Here is a 25,277-nt window from a genome sequence, read left to right on the forward strand (position 1 = left end):
GTGGGCGACCCCGGCCTGGAGCGGGGTCAGGCGGCGTAGTTGCGGACGACGCGGAGTGCGTCGGCGGCGTTCGGGCCCTCGGCGACCAGGCCGGTCTGCTCGGGCGTGAGGCGGCGGGCGCCGACGCGGCAGAACTCCGAGGCCGGGCCCGTGATCCGGTTGGGCGCGTCCGGGTCGCCGAAGGTCCAGCGGTTTCCGTCCGGTGCGGTGAGGTCGCAGAAGACGGGAACGTCGGGGAGCCCGGCGACGGCGAAGGCGTACGGCAACGTGCGGTGGGCCAGCCAGGCCACGTGACGCAGCCGCGCCGTGTCCGGGTACGCGAGGCCGAGCGGGACGGTGATGTCCAGGGCGTGGGCCCAGTGCTCGGCGATCCTGGTGGTGGCGAGGGTACGCGGGGACAGCGGGGTCCGGACCCACGACAGGCGCGTGCCGGGCGGATGGGCGCGCAGCGCGCCGGGGGTGGCGAAGGCGGCTTTGCGCCAGCGCGCCAGCAGGTCGGCCGGAGGCATGCCGCGCTCGGCGGCGACCATCTCGTCCGCCATGCCGTCCACGGTGGCCTCGGCGGAGGGAAGGAACGCCTTCGCCTCCGTGATCGCGGGAGCGGTGACCGCCTCCTCGGTCTGGGCGAGGTGCAGGACGACGTCGGCGACGGTCCAGCCCTCGGCGGCGGAGGCCTGGGACCACTGCTCCGGGGTCAGGGACTCCAGCACCGCGTCCAACTGGCGATACTCGGCAGCCAGATCATCAAAGATGTCCGTCATCACCCCATCCTATAGAACTTTGTTCGGTTCAAAAGGGTCTCCAGGGCAGGACCATGCCGTAGCGGACGAGCTGGCCGTAGTGGGCCGGGTCGACGGGGCCGAGCGCGAGGTCCAGGAGGGGTACGGCGGCCTGCGCGGGGGTGGCGGCGCCGCTGACGTCCCACCACAGGGCGGAGGTGGGGGTGTTGATCATCCCTGGGCAGACGGAGGCGAGGAGGATGCCGCGGCGGGCGTCCTCGGCACGCCGCTGCCCGGCCAGGGCACGTACGGCGGCGACCTGGGCGATCTTCGAGGGGATGTTGACGAAGCCGGGCCAGGCGCCGGCGCGGGCACTGCCGTCCTTGACGGCGTCGCGCCATGCCGCCACCTGCGCGTCCACCTCGTCGAGCGACGTCAGGCCGTCGAAGCGGTCGTGCAGCACGGGCGCCAGGTAGTGCAGCGTCCCGAGCGTGCTGGCGACGATGACGAGCCGTCCGCCGTCACGGAGCAGCGGGGCGAAGGCGCGCATGAGCCGGGTGGTGCCGAAGTTGTTGACCTCGACATAGGTCTCTATCAGCGTGCGAGGTCGTCGTCGGGACCGACGCGCATGACGGCGTTGCCGAACACGACGTCCACCCCGCCGTGCCGCTCCCGGAGCCGGTCGGCGAGCTTGGCGGCGGCCTCGGGGTCGGCGACGTCGAGCAGCTCGCCGCGCACCCGGGCGCCGGCGGCGGGCATCGTGCCGACGGCCTGCGCCACGCGGCCGGCATCGCGCCCGGTGAGGTAGACGGTGTCCGCCGGGCCGAGCCGCCGAGCCAGCCCTTCGACCAGTGCGAGACCCAGTCCCTGCGTCGCGCCGGTCACCAGGGCCACCTTGGACGTGCTGCCGCTCATGCTCAATCCCTTCCGTCGGTACGGGTCAGGCTAAGAAGCCGGGGGGCCATGCCGCCAGCGAAAGTTTCTCAAGTCTGGTATGCGTAACCCTCATGGCCCTCACCGACGCCTCGCTCACCGCGCTGCGGGTCTTCCGCGAGGTGGCCGAGCGCGGCACGCTCACCGCGGCCGCCACCGCCCTCGGCTACACGCAGTCAGCCGTCTCCCGCCAGATCGCCTCGCTCGAGCGCGCCGCGGGCGCTCCCCTCCTGGAGCGCCGCCACGACGGCGTCCGCCTGACCGCCGCGGGACGGATCGTGCTGTACCGCGCCGCCGCCGTGGTCGACCAGGTGGACGCCGGGGCGCGCGAGCTCGCCGGCCTGCCCGACGAGCCGGGCACGGTACGCCTCGGCTGGTTCGCCAGCGCGGGCGGCGTCCTGCTCCCCCGGGCCCTGGCCGCCCTGCGCCACTCGCATCCCGCGATCACCGTCACCACCAGGGAGGGAAGCACGGCGACGCTGATCCGCGCCCTGCGGGCCGGCACGCTGGACCTGGCCCTCCTGGCCTCCAGCCCGCCGTTCCGCCCGCCCGACACCGAGACGCCGCCGCTGGAGCTGCGGATCCTCACCGAACGCAGCCTCCGCGTGGCCGTACCGGCCTCTCACCCCCTCGCGCGCGGTGACTACGTCGACGTGGCCGACCTGCACGGACAGCGCTGGATCGCCAGTCCTCGCGCCGCCGCGGGCGACAGCGCGACCTTGGGCGTCTGGCCCGGCCTGGACGAGCGCCCCGAGATCGCCCATGTGGCCCGCGACTGGCTGGCCAAGCTCAACCTCGTCGCCGCCGGTTGCGGCCTCACCACCGTCCCGGTCGCGCTCGCCGCCGCCGTGCCGCCCGGAGTGCGCGTCCTCCCGGTGCGCGGCGGGCCGCGGGAGCAGCGGCGCCTCCTCCTGGCGAGGCTGCCCGGGCCGCTGCCGGAACCGGCCGCCTGCCTCGCCGAGGCCCTCCGCACGGCCGCGCTCTCCCCATAGCACAGCGCCGCGGAGGCCCGCCGCCGGTCAACGCATATCCAAATGCGCATGATTTGAGGAAGATTTACATCGCCGTACGTACCTCTTGCCGCAAGCATCCGGTTTCGGGAGGTACGTATGCACCGCAGAGTCGCTCTGCTGTCCGCCGTCGCGCTCACCATCGCGGGCGCCCTGGTCCCGGCGGGCGCCGCCCAGGCCAGTGCCTCGACCGGCCTCGATCGCAGGCCCGTGAGCTGGTCCGGTGCGGACTCTTGGTCGGAGCGCAAGACCGTCCTGGATTACTGGACGCCGCAGCGCATGGTGGCGGCCCAGCCGTTGGCGGCCGAGGCGCCGCGCCGCGCCAGTCAGTGGGACGGGCCGACCGAGGGTGACCCATGGGCGACCCGCAGCGCCGCGTCCACGACGACCCGGAGCAACCCGTGGTCCTTCGGCGGCGCCTCCACGACCCGCGGCACCCCGTTCTCGGTCCAGCCCGTCTCGGCCTCCGCCTCGCAGCAGCGGACCTTGATCCCCAACAGCCCCGGACTGCGCTGGACCGACGGCGGCGCGGTCGTGCGGACGGTCGGGCGGGTGTTCTTCACCACGGCGGACGGCCGCGCGTCCTCCTGCTCGGGGACGGCCGTGACCAGCGCCAACGAGAGCGTCGTGATGACCGCCGGGCACTGCGTGAGGCTGAACGGCGCAGCGCACCGGAACTGGGTGTTCGTCCCCGGGTTCGACCGCGGCCGGCGCCCGTTCGGCACCTGGGTGGCCACCAGGCTGCTGACCACCCCGCAGTGGAACGCTCGAGAGGACATCAACTTCGACATCGCCGCGGCCGTGGTGGCGCCGCTGCAGGGGCGCTCGCTCACCGACGTCGTGGGCGGGCAGGGGATCGCGTTCAACCAGCCCAGGCGGCGGCAGATGTTCTCGTTCGGCTATCCGGCGGCGGAGCCGTTCGACGGCTCCAGGCTGATCTACTGCAGCGGGCGCTCGTTCGACGACACCGTCATGACCGAGGACCTCGGGCTGCGGTGCAACATGACGGGCGGGTCGAGCGGCGGGCCGTGGTTCCAGGGCTTCGACGAGTCCACCGGGCGCGGCTGGGTGAACTCCGTCAACAGCTTCAAGTACAACTTCGCCCCCGACTTCATGTTCGGTCCCTTCTTCGGGAACGAGGCCATGGCCGTCTACCAGGCCGCGCAGAACACCGACGCCCTCTGACCGAATCCCGCGGCGGCCACGCCCCCAGCCGCGGCCGCCGCCCGCCGACCCAACACGATGAGCCTGCGCGACCCCACGCGCGCACCCCCCGGAACACCACCCGCCGGCCGGCGTCAGCCTCCTCTGGCCGGAGCCCTCACCTGATCGCCGCCATCGCTCCCCACGGCTCCGCGGAAGCACATCACCGCGGCGGGCGCAGGCCGAGAGAGGCGATCAGGTCGATCATCTCGTCGCGGTAGATCGCCGCCGGGTCGCGGGCCAGCCCACGCAGATGGCCGTAGATCTCCAGGGCGACGAGTCCGTGCATGCGCCCCCATACGCGCAGCGTGAGCGCGAGCGCGGCCGGCGGCAGGCCGGGAAAGGCCTTCTAGACGTCGCCGACCAGGCCGGGATCGAAGTCGGACCAGTCGTAGTCGCCGCCTCCGGCGTGGCTGCTCGCCTCCGGCCAGGCTGCCGCGACCAGGCCCGTGAGCCCGGTGCAGGCGCGGTGCTCGGCCTCCCGCGCAGGACCGTCCTCAGGCGGCCGGTAGCCCGGGACCGGGTCTCCGTAGATGAGCCGGAAGCCCTCCGGATTGGCCAGCGCCCACTCGCGCACGGTCTGCGCCCAGGCCACGATCCGCCCGCCGGGATCGTCGGCGGGCAAGGCGTCGCGCGCCACCTCGGCCGCGTCGACCAGCTCGGTGTAGAGGTCGCCGATGAGCGTGGTGATCAGGTCGTCGCGGGTGGCGTAGTAGCTGTAGATCGCGCCCGCGGTCATGCCCATCTCCCTGGCGATGGCGCGCAACGAGATGGCGTCGGTGCCGCCGGCCGCCATGAGCCCGAGCGCGATCGACGGAGACCAATCGCTGTGTAGGAAGAGTGTCATGAGCGCCCCCGCGGACCGTCCGGGGCTCCGGCTGGCACTGCTGGCGTTCACGCAGCTCATCGTGGCTCTGGACTACAACATCGTTTATGTGGCGCTGCCCGACATCGGCTCGGCCCTCGGCTTCAGCGCGCAGTCCGTGCAGTGGGTGGTCAGCGCGTACGCCATCGGCCTGGGCGGGTTGCTGCTGCTCGGCGGGCGGGCCGTCGACAAGCTCGGCGCCCGCCGCAGGTTCGTGCTCGGCCTGACCCTGTACGGCGTCGCCTCCATGGCCGGCGGCCTGGCGACGGATTCGGGCCTGATGGTCGCCGCCCGCGCCGTGCAGGGCGTCGGCGGCGCCCTGCTCACCCCGGCCACCCTCGCACTGATCTACCGGGGATTCGCGGAGGGGGCGGCCCGCAACCGGGCGCTCGGCGCCTGGGGCATGGCGGGCAGCGCGGGCCTGGCGGCAGGGTCCCTGCTGGGCGGCGTGCTGACCAGCTCTCTGGGGTGGGAGTGGGTGTTCTTCGTGAACGTCCCGCTGGCCGTCGGCGCCGCCGTCGCCGCGCCCAGGCTGCTCCCCGCCGACCCGGGTCGCGTCGCCGGCTCCGGCGGTTTCGACGTGCCCGGCGCGTTGCTGGCCACGGCGGGCTCCACGTTGCTGGTGTTCGGCCTGGCGAGCGGACCGGAGGCCGGTTGGTGGACGGTGCACGGCGCCGGGGCGCTGGCCGCCGGGGTGGCGTTGCTGGGCCTGCTGTGGCTGGTCGAGTCGCGCAGCCGCGACCCGCTCATCCCCCTGCGGCTGGTGCGCGACCGCGGCCTGGCCACGACGATGGCGGTCATCGCCGTGTTCCAGGGCACGCTGGGCGGCGGCTACTACGTGCTCACGTCGTACCTGCAGCCGGTCCTGGGTTACAGCGCCCTGGCGGCCGAGCTGACGTTCCTGCCGCTCACCCTCGTGTGCATGGCCGCAGCGCTGAGGGCCGCGCCGGTGATGCTCGGCCGCTGGGGGATCCGTACGACGCTGAGCGCCGGCATGCTCGGCACCGGCGCCGGAATCGCCGTCCTGACCGCCGGCATGACGCCCGGCGGCGGCTTCTGGACGCTGCTCCCCGGCAGCGTCGTCTGGGGCTTCTTCGGCGGCGTCGCCTTCGTCGCCCTGTTCGCCGCGGCAGGCTCCGGGGTGGCGCCCCGGGAGCAGGGCGTGGCGTCGGGCCTGGCCACCACCGCCGAGCAGGTCGGTGGCGCGATCGGTCTGGCGGTCTTCGTGGCCGCCGCCACCGCCGGGCTGACCGCCGGCGCGGCGCCACCGGCCGAGATGCTCGACGGCCTGGTAACGGCCGGGTGGGCGGCCGCGGCCGTCACCGTCCTCGGCGGCCTCGTCTCCCTCGCCCTCCCCACCGCTGCCGCACAGGAGCCCGCGACCACGACTCTGGAAGGAATCACCTCATGATCAACGATCTCATCCTCAAGTACCTCGACATCTGGAACGAGCGCGACGCCGCCGCCCGCGAGGCCCTGATCAAGGCCGTGCTCACGGAGGACTCGGTCTACTCCGACCCCGATTACGCCGGCCTGAGCGGGCACGGCGAGCTCTCCGGGGCGATCGGGCGGGCGCACGAGCAGCTCGGCGACCTGGTCTTCACCCTCGGCACCCTGATCGGCGCCCACCATGACACGGCGTCGTTCACCTGGAGGCTCGGCGCTCCCGGCTCCGACACCCCCGTGGCCACCGGGTACGACGTCGTCGAGTTCGCGGGCGACCGCATCCGCCGCGTGACCGGCTTCTTCGAATAGGCATACCGGAGGGCGAGGTCCACAGCATCGACAAGTTGCCGGTCACCTGGACCTAGGGATGACCACTCGGCCGGGTCACCGCGCGGCGGCCCGGCCGGCCTTTCGGCCGGAGAACAGGCAGCCCCCGAGGAACGTGCCCTCCAGCGCGTTGTAGCCGTGCACCCCGCCGCCGCCGAACCCGGCCACCTCTCCCGCCGCGAAAAGCCCCTCGATCGGCCGGCCGTCCGCGCCGAGGGCGCGCGCGTCCAGGTCGGTCTGGATGCCGCCGAGCGTCTTGCGGGTGAGGACGTGCAGCATGACGCCGATCAGGGGCCCGGCCGCCGGATCGAGGATCCGGTGCGGGGTGGCGACGCGGCCCAGCCGGTCGCCGACGTAGCGGCGGGCGTTGCGGATGCCCTGGATCTGGGCGTCCTTGCTGTAGGGGTTGGCCAGCTGGAGGTCGCGCGCCACGATCTGGCGGCGTACGAGCTCGGGGTCGAGCAACGGCTCATCGGTCAGCTTGTTCATCCCGGCGACCAGCTCCTCCAGCGTCGAGGCGACGACGAAGTCGGCGCCGCTCCGCTTGAAGGCCTCCACCGGGGCCGGCGCGCCCTTGCCGACCAGCCGCTCGCGGAGGAACGCCCGGCGGTCCTTCCTGGTGATGTCGGGGTTCTGCTCCGAGCCCGACAGCGCGAACTCCTTCTCGATGATCTTCTGGGTGAGCACGAACCAGGAGTGGTCGTGCCCCGTGCTGCGCAGGTGGCGCAGCGTGGCCATCGTGTCGTAGCCGGGCAGGCAGGGATCGGGCAGGCGGCGGCCGAGCGCGTCGAACCACATGGAGGAGGGGCCCGGCAGGATCCGGATGCCGTGTCCGGGCCAGATCGGGCTCCAGTTGCGCACGCCCTCGGTGTAGTGCCACATGCGGTCGCGGTTGACCAGCCGCGCCCCGGCCGCGGCGCTGATCTCCAGCATGCGCCCGTCGACGTGAGCCGGCACGCCGGTGAGCATGCTGCGCGGTGCGGATCCGAGCCGCTCCGGCCAGTATCGGCGGACCAGGTCGTGGTTGGCGCCGATCCCGCCGCTCGTGACGATCACCGCCGAGGCGGTGAGCTCGAAGTCGCCGACTCTGTCGCGGTTGGACGGGACGCCGCGCGGCGCGTCGTCCTCGGCCAGCAGCGTGCCGCGCACGCCCTGGACGGCGCCGCCGGAGACGATCAGCTCGTCGACCTGGTGACGGTGGTGGAAGACGACCAGCCCCTCGGCCGCGGCCCGCCGGACCCGCTGGACGAACGGCTCCAGCACGCCGGGGCCGGTGCCCCAGGCGATGTGGAAGCGCGGCGCGGAGTTGCCGTGCCCGTCCGCACGCAGGCCGCCGCGCTCGGCCCAGCCGACGGTGGGCAGCAGCTTGACGCCGAGACCGTCCAGCCAGGCGCGCTTCTCGCCCGCTGCGAACTCGACGTACGCCCGCGCCCAGCGCACGGCCCAGGAGTCGGCGTCGTCGAGCCGGTCGAACTGGGCGCTGGCCTGCCAGTCGCTCCAGGCCAGCTCGACGGAGTCGCGCACGCCCAGCCGCCGCTGCTCCGGCGTGTTGACCAGGAACAGGCCGCCGAAGGACCAGTGGGCCTGGCCGCCGAGGTTGGCCGCGCTCTCCTGGTCGACCAGGGCGACCCTCTTGCCCCTGGCGACGAGCTCACAGGTCGCCACCAGACCGGCCAGCCCGGCCCCGACGACGATGACGTCAGCGTTCATGCGAGGAGACTAGCGAGCGGGCGCGGCGGGTGTGATGGGAGAAGTGCCGGGTAGCGGGGGCGGAGTAGCCCTGAGCCGGAGTTGAGCGACATGACCGACATGTACGACCAGGTAGCGGTTGTCACCGGGGCCGATTCGGGCATCGGCAAGGCCACCGCCGTGGCGCTGGCCGAGCTGGGGTTCGACGTCGGCATCACCTACCACAGCGACCGGGACGGCGCCGAGGAGACAGCCGGGCTGGTACGCGGGCTCGGCCGGGCCCCGGCGGTGCGCCGGCACGACCTGACCGATCCGGAGGCCGCCGCGGCGGTCGTCGACGAGCTGGCCGAGGAGCTGGGCGGGCTCGGCGTGCTGGTCAACAACGCCGGCACCGGCACCGGCGAGCCGCTGCTGGAGATGGGCTACGAGCGCTGGCGGTCGGTCCTGGCGGTGGACCTCGACGGCGCGTTCCTGTGCGCGCAGCGGGCCGCCAGGCGCATGGTCGCGACGGGACGGGGCGGCCGCATCGTCAACGTCACCAGCGTGCACGAGGAGTATCCGCGCGTGGGCGCGGGCCCGTACTGCGCGGCCAAGGGCGGGCTGCGCATGCTCAGCCGGGTGCTGGCGCTGGAGCTCGCCGAGTACGGCATCACCGTGAACACCGTGGCACCCGGCGAGATCGCCACGCCGATGACCGGCCAGGAGGACGTGCCGCCGCAGGTGGGCAGCCGGCCGGGCTATCCCATCCCCCGGCCGGGCGACGCCCGCGAGGTGGCCGCGGTCGTGTCCTTCCTCGCCGGCCCCGCGGCCTCGTACGTTACGGGGGCGACGGTGTTCGTCGACGGCGCCCTGGGACTGATGGGACCGCAGGCCGCCGGCGCACTCGGCTCGGGAGACTGGCGCACCGGCTGACGGCTCACGGCGGGCTTCCAGCGCCGCCCAGGGTCGGGCGGCGCGAGGTGGCCGTGACGAACCTCCGGGACCGGGTCAGTCCTGCAGGGCCGCGCGCAGCTTGGCGAGCACGGCGCGCAGGATGCGCGAGACGTGCATCTGCGAGATGCCGAACTCGGCCGCGATCTCGGACTGCGTCATGTTGCCGTAGAAGCGCATGAGCAGGATGTTCCGCTCCCGGTCCGGCAGCGCGTCGATGAGCGGCTTGACCGCGTACCTGCCCAGCATGTCGTCCAGCGAGTCGTCCTGGGCGGGAAGGAAGTCGCCCAGGTCGGCCGCGTCCTCCTCCCCGCCGACCGGGGCGTCCAGCGACAGCGTGTTGTACGCGGACGAGGCGTCCAGCGTGAGGAGCACGTCCTCCTCCGAGATGCCCATCTTGTCGGCCAGCTCCGCGACGGTCGGCGCGTGGCCGAGGGTCTGCGTGAGCTCGGCGGTGGCCTTGTTGAGCTCCAGGCGCCGCTCCTGGTAGACACGCGGCACTCTGATGGCCCAGGTTCGGTCACGGAAGTGGCGCTTGACCTCTCCCACCATCGTGATCATCGCGTAGCCGCGGAACTCGTGCCCGAGCTCCGGGTCGAAACCGTTGATGGCCTTCATGAGGCCGACGTACGCGGCCTGGCGCAGGTCCTCCATGGGCTCGCCGCGGTAGTAGTAGCGGCGGGTGATCTCGTTGACCAGACCGGCGTACATTTCCACCAGGCGCTCGCGGATGCGGTCCCGCTGCAACTCCGTGGTCTCCGGCCGATTCAGCTCGGCCAGGAGCTGCTCGGCGGTCATTTCCTCAAGTGCGATCTCCAGGACTGCCATCTCATACTCCGAGAGTAAGTCTGAGGCGCCCCTGCACATGGAAAAGCCCAGGCAGAGGCACGTCACGTTTTCGCGTGAGTCGAAGCCCTCTGCTGGACTTCGGGTCTGTGATTCCCCAAGAATCCCGATTTATCACCATATTAGATCACGAAGAGATCACGGCCGCACGTCCCCGAGCACCGTCCCGCGGCCGCCGCGCGAGCGGCAGGGGGTGGACGGCGCTCCCCTGTCGGCGGAGAGTGGCGGGTGGACTCTCACCTCACGGCCGGCGCGGGCGCCACCGGTCTCCCGCGTCCCTGACACCGAGGAGGAAGTATGCCCGCGAACCACCACGCCGAGCACGTCGGGAGCCTGCTACGGCCACCCGAGCTGCTGCATGCCAGGGCGGCGCGCGATAGGGGCGAGCTGAGCGACGAGCAGCTGACGAAGCTGGAGGACGACGCGGTGCTGGCCGCGATCCAGCTCCAGCGCGAGGCCGGGATCGAGGTCTTCACGGACGGCGAGATGCGGCGGGCCACGTGGATGGCCGGGCTGCTGGAGTCGCTGGGCGGGGTGGTGCCCGTGGAGGCGCCCAGCTCGGCGTGGTTCCGTGACGACGGCACGATGGCGCCGCCCGACGAGACGGCGTTCCAGATGGTGGCCGCGAAGGAGAAGCTCACCCAGAAGGCGCGCCTCACCGCCGTAGAGGCCGACTTCCTGGCCCGGCACGCGCCCGGCCAGTTCAAGATCACGATGATGAGCTCCTCGATGGGGAACCTCCTGTGGCGGCCCGACATCAGCCAGGCCGCCTACCCCACGCCCGCCGACATGATGCGCGACCTCGTCGCGCTGCGGATCAAGGAGATCGAGGGCCTGCTGGACCTCGGGGTGAACTGGATCCAGCTGGACTCGCTGAGCTACAACTTCGTGATCGACCCGGACTTCCGCGCACGCATCTTCGGGCCCGCCGCCCCGGACCCGGAGAGCCTCCTCGAGTCGACGGTCGCGATCGACGCCGAGCTGGTGCGCGCGACCAAGGCCATGAACCCGGAGGTCACGGTCGGCATGCACATCTGCAGGGGCAACAACCGCAGCGCGTGGATGTCCAAGGGCGGCTACGAGCCGATCGCCGAGCGGCTGTTCGGCGAGGTCCCGGTGGACCGGTTCCTGCTCGAGTACGACAGCGAGCGGGCCGGCGGCTTCGAACCGCTGCGCTTCGTCCCCCGGGGCACCACCGTCGTCCTCGGGCTGATCTCGTCCAAGACCCCGAACCTAGAGTCCCAGGACGAGCTGCGCCGCCGCATCGACGAGGCCGCCGCGTACGTGCCGCCGGAGAACCTCGCGATCAGCCCGCAGTGCGGCTTCGCCTCCACGGCCAGGGGCAACCTGCTCACCGTGGACGAGGAGCGGCGCAAGCTGGAGCTCGTCGTGGACACCGCGCAGAAGGTCTGGGGCTGAGCGCGCGACCGGGGCCGCCGCCGCCGGCCACGCGGCTGTCGCGGCGGCCCCGGTCAGTGGGAGCTCGACTCCCGGTCGGAGCGGTCGAAGCGCTGTCGCCAGAGGTCGTGCTGCGTGAACATCTCGATGAGGAGGCGGACGGGCACGTTGGCCTCGGTCGGGTAGCGGAAGCTCCGGTCGAGGTTGAGGCTGTAGCGGTTGCGCCGGCCCACGCGCTCGCGCGTCACGTAGCCGCCCGCGTGCAGGTCGGACACGATGCCCTGCACGGCCCGCTCGGTGATGCCGATGTCGGCGGCGATGTCGCGCAGCCGCGCCTCGGGATCACGGGCGATCTCCATCAGGACCCTGGCATGGTGAGTGAGGAAGGTCCAGGAGGAGGAAGGACGATCCTCGTTGCTGCTCATCGAAATCTCACGCTCCTGGCTCTGGCAGGACCTCAGCCCTCCCATCGAGACATGAGGCTCTTCGCCAGAAGATTTTATAGCGAACTCTTCTTCTGGTATCCGGCCTGCAGATTGATGTTCCCCAGGCTCCGGCTGATCGATACGCGCCGGCGCTGATGTTTCCGTGCCCGAAGCCGGGTATGACCTTGTTCCGGAATCGTGCGGCCCTCGTCGCCGACGAGATCGTCAAGGGCAGAAGGGAGATCCACATGGAACAGCCGGGTATCGACGGCCGACGGACCGGTGTGGGCACCGGACATGTCTCCTGCACCCCGGCTCCGGCCGCCCAGCTCTTCGAGATCGCCGTACTGGACTCCACCGGCGAGGACGGGCAGGGGAGCTGGCACACGGTGGGCTGGGGCGTCGATCGGATGCACGCCGACAGCATCGCCGAGTCCATCGTCACCCGTCCGAGCAGCCCGTACGACGCGGCCCGGATCCGGCACAACGGCCACCTCGTCGGCGAGCACCGCCGCCCGCCCGAGTGAGTCTCCCTCACCGCCTGGGCCCGTCGAACGACGGCAGCTGCATGAGCCGCAGCAGACGGCCCATCTGGTGCGGGACGTTCCTGACGCGGGCGCCGTCCTTGCCGATGAACGCCACCAGCGCCCTGGTCCCCGTGACGTCGATGAAGGTCACCCGGCCGACGTCGACGACGAGGCGGTCGCCGATCCCCCGGGCCTGCTCCAGCACGCGGACCAGCTCGGCGCTGTTGGAGTGGTCGACCTCGCCGGCGACCCGCACCAGCGCGAGGCCCGACAGCACGGTGCAGGTGACGCTCACGAGGTTGTCGGCGTACAGCACCTGTTCGCCGACGGCCCGCGTCGCACCGGAACCGTCGCGTCCCTCCTCAGGGACCGTCCCCTCCATGGCCTTTTCTCCCGCCTCTCCGGAGGAATAGCGCATGTCCAGCCGACTCGAGGGGCGCCGCCGGCCTGGGGCGGCATGCGCCCGGACCGGGTGCTGCGCAAGCGACATCGCAGCCTCCCTGTCTGCCACGTAAGGATCGGACCAAAGCTCTCTACAGCCACCGTAACTTACGATAAAGAATACCGGAATAACCTTTCCGTAGAAAATTTTCGCCTGTGAGGCCTTCGATCGGGATCCGTGGAACGGCGGGAGCCCCCGAGCAGATGAACAGGGTGGTCGGTGCTGTCCGACGAACCCCGGCAGACGGCGGCAGGAGGAGCCCACGACATGACGGACTCGCAGGCAACCCATCCCCTCGACCGGCTCACCGCCGGCGAGATCCGGCACAACCGCTCCGTCCTGGCCCAGGCGGGCCTGGTGGGGCCGGACACCCGGTTCCCGCTCGTCCAGTTGCACGAGCCGCCCAAGAGCGAGGTCCTGGCCTTCACCGGCGACGCCGCGCCGGAGCGGCAGGTCTTCAGCGTGCTGCTCGACACCGCGACCGGCGCCTGCGCGGAGGCCGTCGTCTCCCTCACCCAGGACAAGCTGGTGCGCCGGCGTGACCTCGACCCGGCGGCCGAGGGCCAGCCGCCCATCATGATCGAGGAGTACGCCCTCGTCGACGCCGTCGTCAAGGCCGACCCGGCGTGGCGGGCGGCGATGGCCCGGCGCGGCGTCACGGACCTGGAGCTGGCCTGCCCCTGCCCGCTGTCGGCCGGCGACTTCGACCTGCCCGGCGAGCGGGGCCGCCGCCTGCTGCGGGTGCTCACGTTCGTCAAGCACCGCCCCGAGGACCACCCGTGGGCTCACCCGGTGGACGGCCTCGTCGCGTACGTCGACCTGATCGAGCGGCGGGTCGTCGAACTCCTCGACCACCGGCTCGCGCCCGTGCCGCAGGAGGAGGGCAACTTCGACGACGAGAGCTTCACCGGCCCGGCGCGCACCACGCTCAAGCCCCTCGAGATCACCCAGCCGGAGGGGCCGAGCTTCACCGTCGAGGGCGACGTGGTGGAGTGGGAGAACTGGCGGCTGCGGCTCGGCTTCGATCCGCGCGAGGGCCTGGTGCTGCACCAGGTGACGTTCCGCGACGGCGACCGCGAGCGCCCGATTCTCTACCGGGCCTCGATCGCCGAGATGGTGGTGCCGTACGCCGACCCCGCACCCGCCCGGTTCTGGCAGAACTACTTCGACGCCGGCGAGTACTCCCTCGGCAAGATGGCCAACTCGCTGGTCCTGGGCTGCGACTGCCTCGGCGAGATCACCTACCTCGACGCGGTCCTCGCCGACGACCACGGCGAGCCGTACACGATCGAGAACGCCATCTGCCTGCACGAGGAGGACCAGGGCGTGCTGTGGAAGCACAGCGACCTGTTCACGGGATCGGCCGAGACCCGCCGCTCGCGCCGCCTCGTCGTGTCGTACTTCGCCACCGTGGGCAACTACGACTACGGCTTCTACTGGCACCTCTACCTGGACGGCGGCATCCGGTTCGAGTGCAAGTCGACGGGCGTGCTGTTCACCTCGGCGTACGAGGACGGCCGGTACGCGAGCGAGGTCGCGCCCGGCCTCGGCGCCCCGTTACACCAGCACCTGTTCTGCGCCCGGCTGGACATGATGGTCGACGGGGTGACGAACGCCGTGGACGAGGTCGAGCTCGCCCGGGTGGGGCCGGGTGAGGGCAATCCGTACGGCAACGCCTTCACCACGACGGCGACGCGGCTGCGTACCGAGGCGGAGGCCGCCCGCCTGGCCGCGCCCGCGTCGGGGCGCTCCTGGCAGGTCAGCAACCCGGCGGTGGCCAACCGGCTGGGCCGGCCCGTGGCGTACGCGCTGGTCCCGCAGGGGCGGCCGACGCTGCTCGCGGACGGGAGCTCGTCGATCGCGCGCCGCGCCGCGTTCGCCACCAAGCATCTGTGGGTGACCAGGTACGACCCCGCCGAGCGTTACCCGGCCGGCGACTACGTCAACCAGAGCCGGGGGCAGGACGGGCTGCCGGCGTGGGTGGCGCGGGATCGCGACCTGGACGGCGCGGACGTGGTGTTGTGGCACACGTTCGGGATCACGCACGTGCCCCGCCCTGAGGACTGGCCGGTCATGCCGGCCGAGAGCTGCGGCTTCACCCTCCGGCCGGTCGGCTTCTTCGACCGGAACCCGGCCCTGGACCTGCCGAAGCCGGGCGGCCGCCACTGCGGCTGAGCCGGCGGCCGGGCGCCTCGACGATCCGCTCAGCTCGCCGAGGGCTGCGGCTCGTCGTACTCGACGGCGTAGTCGTGCTGCGAGCGGTCCTTCAGCGCGAACGCCGCCACCACGCTGATCAACGCGCAGATGGCCATGTAGACGGCGATGGCGAACGAGCTCTGGTACGTCGCGTACAGCCAGACCGCGATCAGCGGTGCGGGCCCGCCCGCCGTGACGGACGCCAGCTGATAGCCGAGCGAGGCCCCGCTGTAGCGCAGCCGCCCGGTGAAGCTCTCGGCGATGAACGTGGCCTGCGGGCCGTACTGGATGTCGTGGATCGGCGCGGCCAGCACGATGGCCAGGAAGACCAGCGACGGCACCCGCGTGTCCAGCAGCGGCCAGTAGATGAAGGACCAGACGACCATGGCGGCGGCGCCCACGATGTACAGGCGTCTGCGGCCCACGACGTCGGAGATGTAGCCCCAGAACGGCACGGTGAAGAGGGAGACGACGCCGGCCACGATGACGTACGTGTAGACGTCGGAGGGCGCGAAGCCCAGCGTCTTGGTGGCGTAGGTCAGGATGAAGACGGTGAAGACGTAGAACGGCGCCTGCTGCCCGGTGCGCAGCAGCGCGCTCAGCACGATCTCCCGCCAGTTCCTGACGATGACCTCGCGTACGGGGACGCGCTCGACCTTGTTCTCCATGAGGACCTTGGTGAAGACCGGGGTCTCCAGGATGCCGAGCCTGATGTAGAGGCCGACGCCGGCCATCACGATGCTGAGCAGGAACGGGATGCGCCAGCCCCAGTAGGGGTCCACCGGCTGGAACACCTGCAGCGCCAGATAGCCGAGCACCAGGCCGACCGGCACCCCGAACTGCGGCCAGCTGCCGAGGAACCCGCGCCGCCCGCCGCGCGACTTGCCCCACTCGGTGGCGAGCAGGACGGACCCGCCCCATTCGCCGCCGACGCTGATGCCCTGGAGCAGGCGCAGGACGGTGAGCAGGATGCCGCCCCAGATGCCGATCTGGTCGTACGTCGGCACCAGGCCCACCAGCGCCGTGGCGACGCCCATGGTCAGGAGCGTGATGATCAGGGTGGCCTTGCGGCCGATGCGGTCGCCGTAGTGGCCGAAGATCGCCGCGCCGATCGGGCGGGCGGCGAAACCGCCGAAGTACGTGCCGAGCGCCAGCAGCAGGCCCGTGGTCGGGTCACTCGTCGGGAAGAACAGCTCCGCGAAGATCGTGCTGGCGGCGAAGCCGTAGAGGAAGAAGTCGTACCATTCGATCGAGGTGCCCACGGCCGAGGCGATGACCGCCCGGACCAGCTGCCGTCTCTTCTGCTGACCTGTCGCGTCGAGCGCCCGTTCCTCAACCATCTACCGCTCCTCCGGTAGGGTCCCGCTTCGCTCGTGACGCTACATGAACTCTTGGTAGTGGTCACTGGGTTCAGCCTGGTGTTCAGGGGTAGCCATGGGGCGACGAGGGGTGCCGAGAGGAGGGCATAGCGATGCGTCCCATCGCCTCTGCCGTGATCGCCGCGGTCCTGGCGGCCGCCGCCGCAGGTTGCGCGCTCGCGGGGTTCGACACGACCGCGCAGGACGTGCCCCAGAACGAAGGGGCCAACGCCGACGTGGGGAGGGTGAAGGTCCGCAACGTCTTCCTCCTCGGCGGCACGGATCCGGCCTCGCCCGCCCCGGAGCAGACGCTGTACGGGGTGCTGATCAACGACGGCCGGGAGCCGGTGCGGCTGGAGCGGATCACCGTTGAGGGCGGCGGGTCGGTGCAGCTCCCCGGTCCCGTCACCGTGCCTCCCAACCAGCCCGTCGGCGTCGGCGAGCAGCCCCTCGGCACGGTGCGGGTGACCGGCGTGCGCGGCACCACCGTGCCGATGACCTTCGTCTTCAGCGGCGCCGAGCCCCTCCGCCTGAACGTCCCGATCAAGGAGCGGACCGGCCAGTACGCGACCATCAGCCCCTCTCCGCCCGGCTCGCCCTCCCCCACCGCCCCGGGCACCGCGCCGGCGAGCCCGTCACCGACCCCGACGCAGCCCGGGACACCGAGCCCGTCACCGAGCCCGTCGCCCACCTCCTGACCGGATCAGGGGGCGGTGTCCGACCAGCCGTGGGACACCTGGACCACGTGCGACTCGGCGGCGACGATCCGGTAGGGCTTGGTGAAGTCGATCGGGGCCGCCTTCAGCGGCGCCTTCGGGCCGAGTGCGACGGAGACGCGCGGGCCCGAGATCACGGGCTTGGCCGGCGCCGTCGCCTGATCCGCCTTGTCCGGCAGGCCCGTCTTGCCGTCCTTCGCCGCCCACTGGACGGTCCACGTGCCCTTCACGCCGGTGATCGACAGGGTCGCCGTCCTGCCGCCCTGCTCGAAGGAGGCCGCCCAGTGGCGGCGGGTGTCCCCCTCTGAGGGCACGGCCGTGGGGACGGGGCCGGCGGTGACGAACTCGAGGGTCACGCCGTCCTCGCCGGCCTTCGTGGCCGCGCTCAGGAGGTCGGCGTACGGCGGCGCCTCGCCCGCGTTCGGGCCTTCCTTGACGTCTCCGGCCACGTCCTTGAGTCCTGCGGTCAGGAAGACGGGGCTCGGCGGGGGTTGGGCGATGGTGCACTTCAGGTCCACGCGGGTGGTCCGGCCGGATTCGACCTCGGCCTTCGTCGAGCACGTCTCGTCGCCCAGGTCGGTCTGGAGGCGGTAACCGCCCGGTGGGAGCGAGAAGCGGAAGCCGCGCCGGTCCGAGCGCTGCTCGGCCACCCGCCGACCTTTGGCGGTGTAGACCTCGACCAGGCCGGGCCGGTAGCCGTCGGCGGCGCCGGACGGGCTGGGAGAGGCGCCGCCGACGTGGACGATGCCACCGGCGAGCACGCCCGGGGCCGGGGCGGGGTCACGGGATTCCGTGGGCGTCTTCGGATCTTCGGTGGTGCCGGACTCCGTGGACCTGCCGGGGTCCGCCGAGGATTCCGAGGTCGGGGGCTTGTCGCGGACTTCGCCGTCCTCCGTGTCCGTCATGGGCTCCAGTGAGGGTTCCGCCTGGGCGGACGGCGGCTGTTCCTCGATGCGCGCCTGCAACGCCGCCGTGGAGGGCGGGGTGTCCCGCATCAGGCTCCACGACACCGCCGCACCCGCGATCAGCGCCGCGGCGAGCCCGCCTCCCACGGCCAGCGCCCCGATCCCGGCACGACGCGACCTCCGCATCCCGGCAGCCGGAGCCCGCCCCGCACCGGCACCATCCCGCCCCGGCCCGCCGACACGATCCTGCCCCGCCCCGGCGGCACGCCCCCGGTCCGGCCCATCGGCGCGATCCCGGCCCGGCACGGTAGCAGGGATGGCGCGCGCTCTGCCGGTCGTCCCGCCGTCACGCGCGGCGCCCCGCTCCCCCGTTCCCGCTGAGGTCGTCCTGGCGTCCGCGGCCGACGCGGCGCCTCGTGGCGCGACCGCCGCACTGCCGCCGGAGGCGCCGGTCCCGCGCCCGTCCGCCGCCGCGCCCCGGCCCGCGGGCTGCCCGTCCGCCAGAGGACGCCCGGCGTCGCCCGCGAGGGCGCGGGCCGCGGCGGCGAAGGCGGCGGCGGTGGGCCAGCGATCATCCGGATCCTTGGCCAGGGCGCGCTTGACGACCTCGGCGACCGCCACCGGCACGTCGGCGGGCAACGGCGGAGGCATCTCGTGCAGATGCTTGAGCGCGATCGCCACCGCGCTCTCGCCGTCGAAGGGCGCCCGCCCCGCCAGGCACTCGTACGCGACCACGCCCAGCGCGTACACGTCCATCGCCGGGGTGGGCGCGTCGCCCTCGGCCTGTTCGGGCGCGCAGTAGGTGGCGGTGCCCAGCACGATGCCGGAGGCGGTCAGCCCCAGGTCGTCGGCCGTCCTGGCGATGCCGAAATCGGTGAGCACGACCGTCCCGTCGGGGCGGATCATGAGGTTGCCGGGTTTGACATCCCGGTGCACGATGCCGGCCTCGTGCGCCGCCTGGAGCGCCGCGGCGGCCTGCGCGACCAGGTCCATCGTCGGCCCGGCGGCGATCCGCCCCCGGCGGGACAGCAGCAGGTGGAGCGGCTCGCCGTCGAGGTACTGCATGACCAGGTACGGCGTGCGCCTCCCGGGCATCTCGGCGATCCCGTAGTCGAACACGGCCACCACGCCGGGATGGTCCACGGTGGCCATGGAGCGGGCCTCGGCGTGGAAGCGGGCCGCGAACTCGGGGTCGCCGTCCAGCCCCGCCCGTACCGTCTTGACCGCGACCACCCGGTCGAGCAGCGTGTCACGGGCGCGCCACACCTCGCCGTGCCCACCGCTGCCCAGCCGCGACAACAGGTGGTAGCGGCCCGCCAGCGCCGTCTCCGGACCGATCATGTTCGCGTGGCCGCCCTTCGCTCCGATGTAGAGAGCCCGTTCAAAAAAGACGTGCGACGGCGGCCACTGGTTCGATGATCCGCCAGATTTCGCCCGGCGCTCCAGCCGAGGCGGTCGCCGGCGCCTCACGACAGGCCCGGCGAACCTGTGAGATCGCACCTATACAGCAAACCAAGCGCTTGCTACGCTCCGGCCATGGTCTCCACGGTGATCTGGGGTACCGGCAACGTCGGCCGCGCCGCCATCCGCGCCGTCGAGGCCCATCCCGCGCTGAAGCTCACGGCCGTCGTGGTCCACGACCCCGGCAAGTCCGGCAGGGACGCCGGCACCCTGGCCGGACTGGACCACGAGCTCGGCCTGGCGGCGACCACCGACGTGGACGCCGTCCTGGCCGCCTGCCCCCGCGCCGTCGTGTACGCCGCCTCCGGCGACATCCGCCCCGACGACGCCCTGACCGACGTGCTGCGGGCGATCCGGGCCGGCGCCGTGGTGGTGACCCCCTCCCTCTACGCGCTCTACGACCAGCGCAACGCCCCGCCCGAGCTGCGCGAGCGGGTGCTCGCCGCGATCGGCGAGGGCGGCGGCTCGCTGTTCGTCTCGGGCGTGGACCCCGGCTGGGGCAACGACGTGCTGCCGCTGCTGATCAGCGGCCTCGGCAGCACCGTGGACGCCATCCGCTGCCAGGAGATCTTCGACTACTCCGCGTACGACCAGCCCGGCTCCGTCCGCGACCTGGTCGGCATGGGCCGGCCGATGGACTACGAGCCGCCGATGATCGCGCCGACCGTCCCCACCATGGTGTGGGGCGGCCAGGTGCGGCTGATGGCCAGGGCACTCGGCGTCGAACTCGACGAGATCCGCGAGACCGTGGAGCGCCGCCCGCTCGACGCCACGGTGACCACCGCCTCGATGGGCGAGTTCGCGGCCGGGACGCAGGGCGCGGTGCGGTTCGAGGTGCAGGGTGTGGTCGCGGGCGAGCCCCGCATCGTCGTCGAGCACGTCACCCGCATCCACCCGTCCTGCGCCCCCGACTGGCCGTCACCTCTCCAAGGGGACGGGGCGCACCGAGTGATCATCGAGGGCAGGCCGCGCATCGAGGTCACGGTCGAGGCCACCGACGAGGGCGGCAACCGCGCCGCGGGCGGGAACGCCACGGCCGCCGGCCGCCTGGTGAACGCCATCGACTGGCTCGTCGAGGCCGAGCCGGGACTGTACGACGCGCTCGACGTGCCGCTGCGTCCGGCCACCGGCAAACTCCGAGGAGGCGACCGCCCGTGATCATCGACATCCCCGAGGGCAAGGACCCCATCGCGTACGTGTGGGGCGAGATGGTCCCCGGCATCGGCACCGCGGCCTCGAACTTCTCGCTGTCCGTGTACGCGGACACGACGCTGGGCCTGCGCGAGTTCGAGGCCGCGCGGCTGCGGATCGCCCAGCTCAACGGATGCGTGTTCTGCCTCGACTGGCGTACCGAGCGGGACGGGCAGAAGGTCGAGGACGGCTTCGCCGACGCCGTGGCCGAGTGGCGCACCACGGACGCCTTCGACGAGCGCACCCGCCTGGCCGCCGAGTACGCCGAGCGGTACGCCCTGGACCACCACGGCCTGGACGAGGAGTTCTGGGCGCGGATGACCGCGCACTACAGCCACGCCGAGATCGTGGAGCTGAGCATGAGCATCGGCTCCTGGTGGGCGTTCGGCCGGCTCAACCGCGTGCTGGGCCTGGACACCGCCTGCGTGCTGCCCGGCGGCGGTCCGTCGCCCGCCGGCGAGCGTCGATGAGAGGGAGGATCCCATGAGCGACGACATCTCTCGGCGTGGCTTCATCACCGGAGCCGGCTCCGTCCTGGGCGTCGCGGCCCTCGGCGCCGGCGCCACCCCGGCGCGCGCCGCCGCGCCGATCGCCGACGGTGCGCACGTCCCGGTCCTGGTGATCGGCACCGGGTACGGCGGCTCCGTGGCGGCGCTCCGCCTGGCCCAGGCGGGCGTGAACGTCCACATGATCGAGATGGGCATGGCCTGGGACACGCCGGGCCCCGACGGCAAGATCTTCTGCAACACGCGGGAGCCGGACTACCGCTCGTACTGGCTGCGCACCAGGACCAAGGCGCCGCTCAACTACTTCCTCGGTTTCCCGATCGACCGGGACATCCCGCGCCACACCGGTGTCCTGGACGCTGAGGAGTTCGGCGGGATCACCGTCTACCAGGGCCGCGGCGTCGGCGGCGGGTCGCTGGTCAACGGCGGCATGGCGGTCACGCCCAAACGCGAGAACTTCGGCTCCGTGCTCCCGTCGGTGAACGCCGACGAGATGTACAACGTCTACTACCCGCGCGCCAACGCCGGCCTCGGGGTCGCCACCATCGACCCGGCCTGGTTCGAGAGCACCGCCTACTACCAGTACGCCCGCGTCGGCCGAAAGCACGCGCAGCGCTCGGGCTTCCCGTTCGTGTTCGTGCCGGACGTGTACGACTGGGACTACATGAAGCAGGAGGAAGCGGGCACCGTCACCAAGTCGGCGCTGGCCGGCGAGATCCTCTACGGCAACAACCACGGCAAGAAGACGCTGCAGCAGACCTACCTCGCCCGGGCGAAGGCCACCGGCAGGGTCTCCGTCTCGCCGCTGCACAAGGTCACCTCGGTCGCCCCGGCGGGAGCCGGCCGGTACACGGTGGTCATCGAGCAGATCGACACCACCGGGAACGTCACGGCCACCAAGACCGTGACCGCGGACCGGGTGTTCTTCGCCGCCGGCAGCGTCGGCACCAGCAAGCTGCTGGTCAGGTTGAAGGCCACCGGCGCGCTGCCGAACCTGAACGGCGAGGTGGGCAAGGGCTGGGGCGACAACGGCAACGTCATGTGCGGCCGCGCCAACCACATGTGGGACCCGACCGGCGCCAGCCAGTCCGCGATTCCGTGCTGCGGCATCGACAACTGGGCGGCCGGCGGCGCGTTCGCCGAGGTCGCGCCGCTGCCGACGGGGATCGAGACGTACGCGTCGTTCTACCTGTCGATCACGAACAACCCGCATCGCGCCCAGTTCTCCTGGAACGCGGCGGCGGGCAAGGTGGACCTGAACTGGCAGGCCGCCTGGAAGCAGCCGTCCATCGACATGGCGAAGACGATCTTCGACAAGATCAATGCCAAGGAGGGGACGATCTACCGGACCGATCTGTTCGGCGTCTACAAGATCTGGGGCGACCACCTGACGTACCACCCGCTCGGCGGGGCGGTTCTGAACAAGGCCACCGACAACTACGGCCGCCTGGCCGGATACCCCGGCCTGTACGTCATCGACGGGGCGCTGATCCCCGGCAACACCACGGTCAACCCGTTCGTGACGATCACGGCGCTGGCCGAGCGCAACATTGAGCAAATCATTGCAACCGACCTGTGAGGGCTGGCACACCGCCCCTTCGACGTTCAGGATGCAGGGGCCGGATCAACCATCACAGGAAGGTCGAAGCCATGCGTTTACGTGCCTGGCCGACGCTGGTGGCCCTGGTCGCCGCCGGTCTGCTCACGGCTCAGTCCGCGGCGGTGGCCCAGTCGGTGGTGCCGTTCCACGCCGACTCGGGGGATTCCTGCCGACGCGGGCTCACGGAGGGGAGCCTGGAATGGGTGGAGGGGCCGGTCATCCGTCCGACGGTCCGGGTCGAGGGCTATCTGTCCGATGAGGCACATCCCTCGATCTGCCAGAACAGGGACGGGATGTACTCCACCGCCACCTTCACCGCCTACAACGGCAGCACGATCGTCGATTACGAGACGTACAAGGCGGACGACGAGCAGGTCAAGTTCTCCTTCGCGCTGTCCGACCCGACGGGGGTCACCGCCATCGACCGCGTGGTCGTGGGGGTGTGCCGCTTCAACTCCTCCCCGATCGGCATCAGCTACTGCGGCTCGCCCGCCGAGTACAAGATGCCCTGAGCGGACAGCCGTCCGCGTAACGAGCCGAGCGGAAACGCCACCGTAACGTCCCCCACTCTCTGAACCCTGAATCCGCGGCTGGGGCGGGCATCGCTATGCTCGCCCCGGTCGCCGCTGTGCGGACACCAGGCCATCACGGTCTAGAGTCGGATCGGCGGGATTCCGAGCAGGGAGGCGTTTCCATGGCACGTGCTGACACCGGCCCCGATTTCATCGAGGCGCTGGCCCGCGGCCTCGATGTGATCAGGGCGTTCCAGCCGGGCCGGCGCGTCATGTCCCTGACCGAGGTGGCGACCGCCGCCGGCCTGGCCCGGCCCACGGCCCGGCGCATCCTGCTCACCCTGCAGGAGCTCGGCTACGCCAGGAGCGAGCCCGGCGGCTACGCGCTCACGCCGCGGGTGCTGGAGCTGGGGGTGTCGTACGTGCGCTCGATGGGGCTGTGGGAGGTGGCCCGGCCGCACATGGAGCGGCTGGTGGCGCAGACGCGGGAATCGTGCTCGATCGCCCAGCTCGACGGATCCGACATCGTGTACGTCGCCCGCGTGGCCGTCCCCAAGATCGTCACCCTGTCGGTGCAGATCGGGACCCGGTTCCCGGCCCTGCAGACGTCCCTGGGAAAGGTGTTGCTGGCCGCGCTGCCGCCGGACGAGGTGGACCGGGTGCTCGCGGAGCCGAGCCGCTCGGGCGTGGAGCCGCGCTGGCGCCCGGACGTGACTGAGCGCGACGCGGCGCTGCGGGAGGTCCGCGCCAAGGGGTGGGCGCTCACGGACGAGGAGCTCGCTCTGGGCATCCGCAGCGTGGCCGCGCCCCTCAGGGACGGGCTCGGCAACGTGATCGCCGCCATCAACGTCAACGCGCACGCGGCCGAGACCTCGGTGGAGCGCCTGGCCGAGGAGCACCTGCCGCTCCTGCTGAAGACGGCCGGCGCCATCAGCGCCGACTGGGCCACGTACGAGACGGTCCCCCACGTCACGATGACGTCCTGACGCGAGCGCCGTGCCGGGCTGCGCCTTGTCCGGATTGTCGCCTCTGGTTACGCTCGAAGCCGTTTTGTGGATCACCACGTAGCGGATCGAAGCACGTGAGGTGCTCATGCGCGTCCCGTCGATCGCCGCCCTCGCAGGGGCGGCCGCACTCCTGCTCACCGCCACCGCTCCCAGCTCCGCCGCCCTGCCCGGCGGAGCCCAGAACCTCGGCGACCCCGACTACGGGGTCTGCCGCGGCACCGACCCCCGTTGTTACCACGACTGGGGCAACTTCGATCCGGCCAAGGGCTACAGGCTGCTCGTCTACAGCCGCACCGCCGCCTCCCGCCACGCCCACCTGGGCACCCCGCTCGGCGCCGGCCTGAACCCGCCGCTCAATGACGACAACGTCGCCATCAAGGCGGTGCTCAAGCTGGGCCAGGACAACGGGTTCGCCGTCGACTACACCGAGGACGTCACGCAACTGTCGGCCGCGAGTCGCTTACTCCGGTACAACGCCGTGATGTTCCTCAGCACCACCCGCGACACCCTCGACGACGCCGCGCAGACCGCGCTGCGGCAGTACATCCGCGCCGGCGGCGGCTTCGTCGGCGTGCACAACGCCTTCGGCACCGAGTACAACTGGCCCTGGTACGAAGGCCTGCTCGGCAACGCCAACTTCTACGACCACGGCCCCAACCAGCCCGGCACCGTCGTCACCGTCAACCACCGCGACGCCTCCACCCAAGGCCTGCCGCAACGCTGGGCGTTCACCGACGAGTGGTACAACCTCATCCCCTATCCGAACCGCGTCCGCGTGCTGGCCGAAGTGGACGAGAGCACCCTGGCCCGAGGCGTGCGCGGCAGCCTCGGCCACCCCGGGCACGGTGACGACCATCCGGTCAGCTGGTGCCACTACTACGACGGCGGCAAGGCCTGGCTCACCACCCTCGGCCACGACGTCAAGACGTGGACCGACGAGCCGCTGGAAGGCGACCAGCACTTCCTGCGGCACCTGCTCGGCGGGGTGAAATCCGTGCTGGGCATGGCCCCCTTCTGCCGCTAGACCGCTTTCCGCCCCGCCGCCGAGGCCCGGCGGCGGGACCG

24 protein-coding genes and 1 pseudogene are annotated in these 25,277 nt (G+C 71.9%); 15 read left to right on the forward strand and 10 right to left on the reverse strand.

Annotation, left to right across the window (positions count from 1 at the left end; all coding sequences use genetic code 11):
* Positions 1-26 precede the first annotated feature (26 nt).
* From ID574_RS17060 to ID574_RS59735, 3 genes are read right to left on the reverse strand one after another with little or no spacing between them, the layout of a single operon-like run.
* On the reverse strand, positions 27-761 hold the full coding sequence (locus tag ID574_RS17060) for a maleylpyruvate isomerase family mycothiol-dependent enzyme (protein ID WP_188189876.1): 735 nt from the start codon (positions 759-761) through the stop codon (positions 27-29).
* 28 nt (positions 762-789) lie between these two features.
* Positions 790-1,269, reverse strand: coding sequence for a Rossmann-fold NAD(P)-binding domain-containing protein (locus ID574_RS59730; protein ID WP_223166778.1), 480 nt, complete (start codon positions 1,267-1,269; stop codon positions 790-792).
* A gap of 44 nt (positions 1,270-1,313) precedes the next feature.
* Positions 1,314-1,634 carry an SDR family NAD(P)-dependent oxidoreductase gene (locus tag ID574_RS59735; RefSeq protein ID WP_223166779.1) on the reverse strand — a complete coding sequence of 107 codons (321 nt, stop codon included), beginning with the start codon at positions 1,632-1,634 and terminating at the stop codon, positions 1,314-1,316.
* Positions 1,635-1,726: 92 nt separating this feature from the next.
* On the opposite strand from ID574_RS59735, the gene ID574_RS17070 reads away from it, so the two are divergent.
* Entirely contained in the window at positions 1,727-2,644 is a 918-nt protein-coding gene (locus ID574_RS17070; RefSeq protein WP_188189877.1) for a LysR family transcriptional regulator, read from the forward strand.
* 117 nt (positions 2,645-2,761) lie between these two features.
* Entirely contained in the window at positions 2,762-3,847 is a 1,086-nt protein-coding gene (locus ID574_RS17075; protein WP_188189878.1) for a trypsin-like serine peptidase, read from the forward strand.
* Between the two features lie 181 nt (positions 3,848-4,028).
* Here the strand turns inward: ID574_RS17075 and ID574_RS17080 are convergent.
* Positions 4,029-4,772, reverse strand: a pseudogene (locus ID574_RS17080) (TetR/AcrR family transcriptional regulator).
* Here ID574_RS17080 and ID574_RS17085 point away from each other — a divergent pair.
* Positions 4,711-6,141 carry an MFS transporter gene (locus ID574_RS17085; RefSeq protein ID WP_188189879.1) on the forward strand — a complete coding sequence of 477 codons (1,431 nt, stop codon included), beginning with the start codon at positions 4,711-4,713 and terminating at the stop codon, positions 6,139-6,141. The pseudogene ID574_RS17080 and the gene ID574_RS17085 sit on opposite strands and share 62 nt — an antisense overlap.
* On the forward strand, positions 6,138-6,485 hold the full coding sequence (locus tag ID574_RS17090) for a nuclear transport factor 2 family protein (RefSeq protein WP_188189880.1): 348 nt from the start codon (positions 6,138-6,140) through the stop codon (positions 6,483-6,485). The genes ID574_RS17085 and ID574_RS17090 overlap by 4 nt, the downstream gene beginning before the upstream one ends.
* A gap of 75 nt (positions 6,486-6,560) precedes the next feature.
* Here the strand turns inward: ID574_RS17090 and ID574_RS17095 are convergent, their stop codons facing one another.
* Positions 6,561-8,213: an FAD-binding dehydrogenase gene (locus ID574_RS17095; protein WP_188189881.1), complete on the reverse strand. Its 1,653-nt coding sequence runs from the start codon at positions 8,211-8,213 to the stop codon at positions 6,561-6,563.
* 90 nt (positions 8,214-8,303) lie between these two features.
* On the opposite strand from ID574_RS17095, the gene ID574_RS17100 reads away from it, so the two are divergent.
* A complete protein-coding gene (locus ID574_RS17100) occupies positions 8,304-9,104 on the forward strand; it encodes an SDR family oxidoreductase (RefSeq protein ID WP_188189882.1) in 801 nt (266 codons plus the stop codon).
* Positions 9,105-9,179: 75 nt separating this feature from the next.
* Here the strand turns inward: ID574_RS17100 and ID574_RS17105 are convergent, their stop codons facing one another.
* The gene (locus tag ID574_RS17105) at positions 9,180-9,950 is read right to left on the reverse strand and encodes a SigB/SigF/SigG family RNA polymerase sigma factor (RefSeq protein ID WP_188189883.1); all 771 of its coding nucleotides are present in this window, start codon (positions 9,948-9,950) and stop codon (positions 9,180-9,182) included.
* A gap of 315 nt (positions 9,951-10,265) precedes the next feature.
* Between ID574_RS17105 and ID574_RS17110 the strand changes: the two genes are divergently transcribed.
* Positions 10,266-11,387, forward strand: coding sequence for a cobalamin-independent methionine synthase II family protein (locus ID574_RS17110; protein WP_188189884.1), 1,122 nt, complete (start codon positions 10,266-10,268; stop codon positions 11,385-11,387).
* Positions 11,388-11,440: 53 nt separating this feature from the next.
* Here the strand turns inward: ID574_RS17110 and ID574_RS17115 are convergent, their stop codons facing one another.
* Entirely contained in the window at positions 11,441-11,791 is a 351-nt protein-coding gene (locus ID574_RS17115) for a helix-turn-helix transcriptional regulator (RefSeq protein WP_188189885.1), read from the reverse strand.
* 248 nt (positions 11,792-12,039) lie between these two features.
* On the opposite strand from ID574_RS17115, the gene ID574_RS17120 reads away from it, so the two are divergent.
* Positions 12,040-12,318: a hypothetical protein gene (locus ID574_RS17120; RefSeq protein ID WP_188189886.1), complete on the forward strand. Its 279-nt coding sequence runs from the start codon at positions 12,040-12,042 to the stop codon at positions 12,316-12,318.
* A gap of 7 nt (positions 12,319-12,325) precedes the next feature.
* Here ID574_RS17120 and ID574_RS17125 read toward each other — a convergent pair whose 3' ends face one another.
* Positions 12,326-12,700 (reverse strand): STAS domain-containing protein, encoded by a 375-nt coding sequence (locus tag ID574_RS17125; protein ID WP_188189887.1) that lies wholly within the window; start codon positions 12,698-12,700, stop codon positions 12,326-12,328.
* A 327-nt stretch (positions 12,701-13,027) separates the two neighbouring features.
* On the opposite strand from ID574_RS17125, the gene ID574_RS17130 reads away from it, so the two are divergent.
* Positions 13,028-14,935 carry a primary-amine oxidase gene (locus ID574_RS17130; protein WP_188189888.1) on the forward strand — a complete coding sequence of 636 codons (1,908 nt, stop codon included), beginning with the start codon at positions 13,028-13,030 and terminating at the stop codon, positions 14,933-14,935.
* A gap of 29 nt (positions 14,936-14,964) precedes the next feature.
* Here ID574_RS17130 and ID574_RS17135 read toward each other — a convergent pair whose 3' ends face one another.
* Positions 14,965-16,296, reverse strand: coding sequence for an MFS transporter (locus ID574_RS17135; RefSeq protein WP_188189889.1), 1,332 nt, complete (start codon positions 16,294-16,296; stop codon positions 14,965-14,967).
* Between the two features lie 131 nt (positions 16,297-16,427).
* Between ID574_RS17135 and ID574_RS17140 the strand changes: the two genes are divergently transcribed.
* Positions 16,428-17,012 carry a hypothetical protein gene (locus tag ID574_RS17140; protein ID WP_188189890.1) on the forward strand — a complete coding sequence of 195 codons (585 nt, stop codon included), beginning with the start codon at positions 16,428-16,430 and terminating at the stop codon, positions 17,010-17,012.
* Between the two features lie 5 nt (positions 17,013-17,017).
* Here the strand turns inward: ID574_RS17140 and ID574_RS59740 are convergent, their stop codons facing one another.
* Complete coding sequence (locus tag ID574_RS59740) at positions 17,018-19,276, reverse strand: protein kinase domain-containing protein (protein WP_223166780.1); 2,259 nt, start codon at positions 19,274-19,276, stop codon at positions 17,018-17,020.
* A gap of 195 nt (positions 19,277-19,471) precedes the next feature.
* Between ID574_RS59740 and ID574_RS17150 the strand changes: the two genes are divergently transcribed.
* The 6 genes from ID574_RS17150 to ID574_RS17175 all read left to right on the forward strand — a co-directional run bounded on the left by ID574_RS17150 (position 19,472) and on the right by ID574_RS17175 (position 25,236).
* On the forward strand, positions 19,472-20,554 hold the full coding sequence (locus tag ID574_RS17150) for an NAD(P)H-dependent amine dehydrogenase family protein (protein ID WP_188189891.1): 1,083 nt from the start codon (positions 19,472-19,474) through the stop codon (positions 20,552-20,554).
* Positions 20,551-21,057: a carboxymuconolactone decarboxylase family protein gene (locus ID574_RS17155; RefSeq protein WP_188189892.1), complete on the forward strand. Its 507-nt coding sequence runs from the start codon at positions 20,551-20,553 to the stop codon at positions 21,055-21,057. Before ID574_RS17150 ends, ID574_RS17155 begins: the two co-directional genes overlap by 4 nt.
* Positions 21,058-21,070: 13 nt before the next feature.
* The gene (locus ID574_RS17160) at positions 21,071-22,672 is read left to right on the forward strand and encodes a GMC oxidoreductase (protein ID WP_188189893.1); all 1,602 of its coding nucleotides are present in this window, start codon (positions 21,071-21,073) and stop codon (positions 22,670-22,672) included.
* A 71-nt stretch (positions 22,673-22,743) separates the two neighbouring features.
* Positions 22,744-23,205, forward strand: coding sequence for a hypothetical protein (locus tag ID574_RS17165; RefSeq protein ID WP_188189894.1), 462 nt, complete (start codon positions 22,744-22,746; stop codon positions 23,203-23,205).
* Positions 23,206-23,387: 182 nt separating this feature from the next.
* On the forward strand, positions 23,388-24,191 hold the full coding sequence (locus tag ID574_RS17170; protein ID WP_188189895.1) for an IclR family transcriptional regulator domain-containing protein: 804 nt from the start codon (positions 23,388-23,390) through the stop codon (positions 24,189-24,191).
* Between the two features lie 106 nt (positions 24,192-24,297).
* The gene (locus tag ID574_RS17175) at positions 24,298-25,236 is read left to right on the forward strand and encodes a ThuA domain-containing protein (RefSeq protein ID WP_188189896.1); all 939 of its coding nucleotides are present in this window, start codon (positions 24,298-24,300) and stop codon (positions 25,234-25,236) included.
* Positions 25,237-25,277: the final 41 nt, after the last annotated feature.

Source organism: Nonomuraea sp. SYSU D8015 (genome assembly GCF_008065375.1).
Lineage (GTDB): Bacteria > Actinomycetota > Actinomycetes > Streptosporangiales > Streptosporangiaceae > Nonomuraea.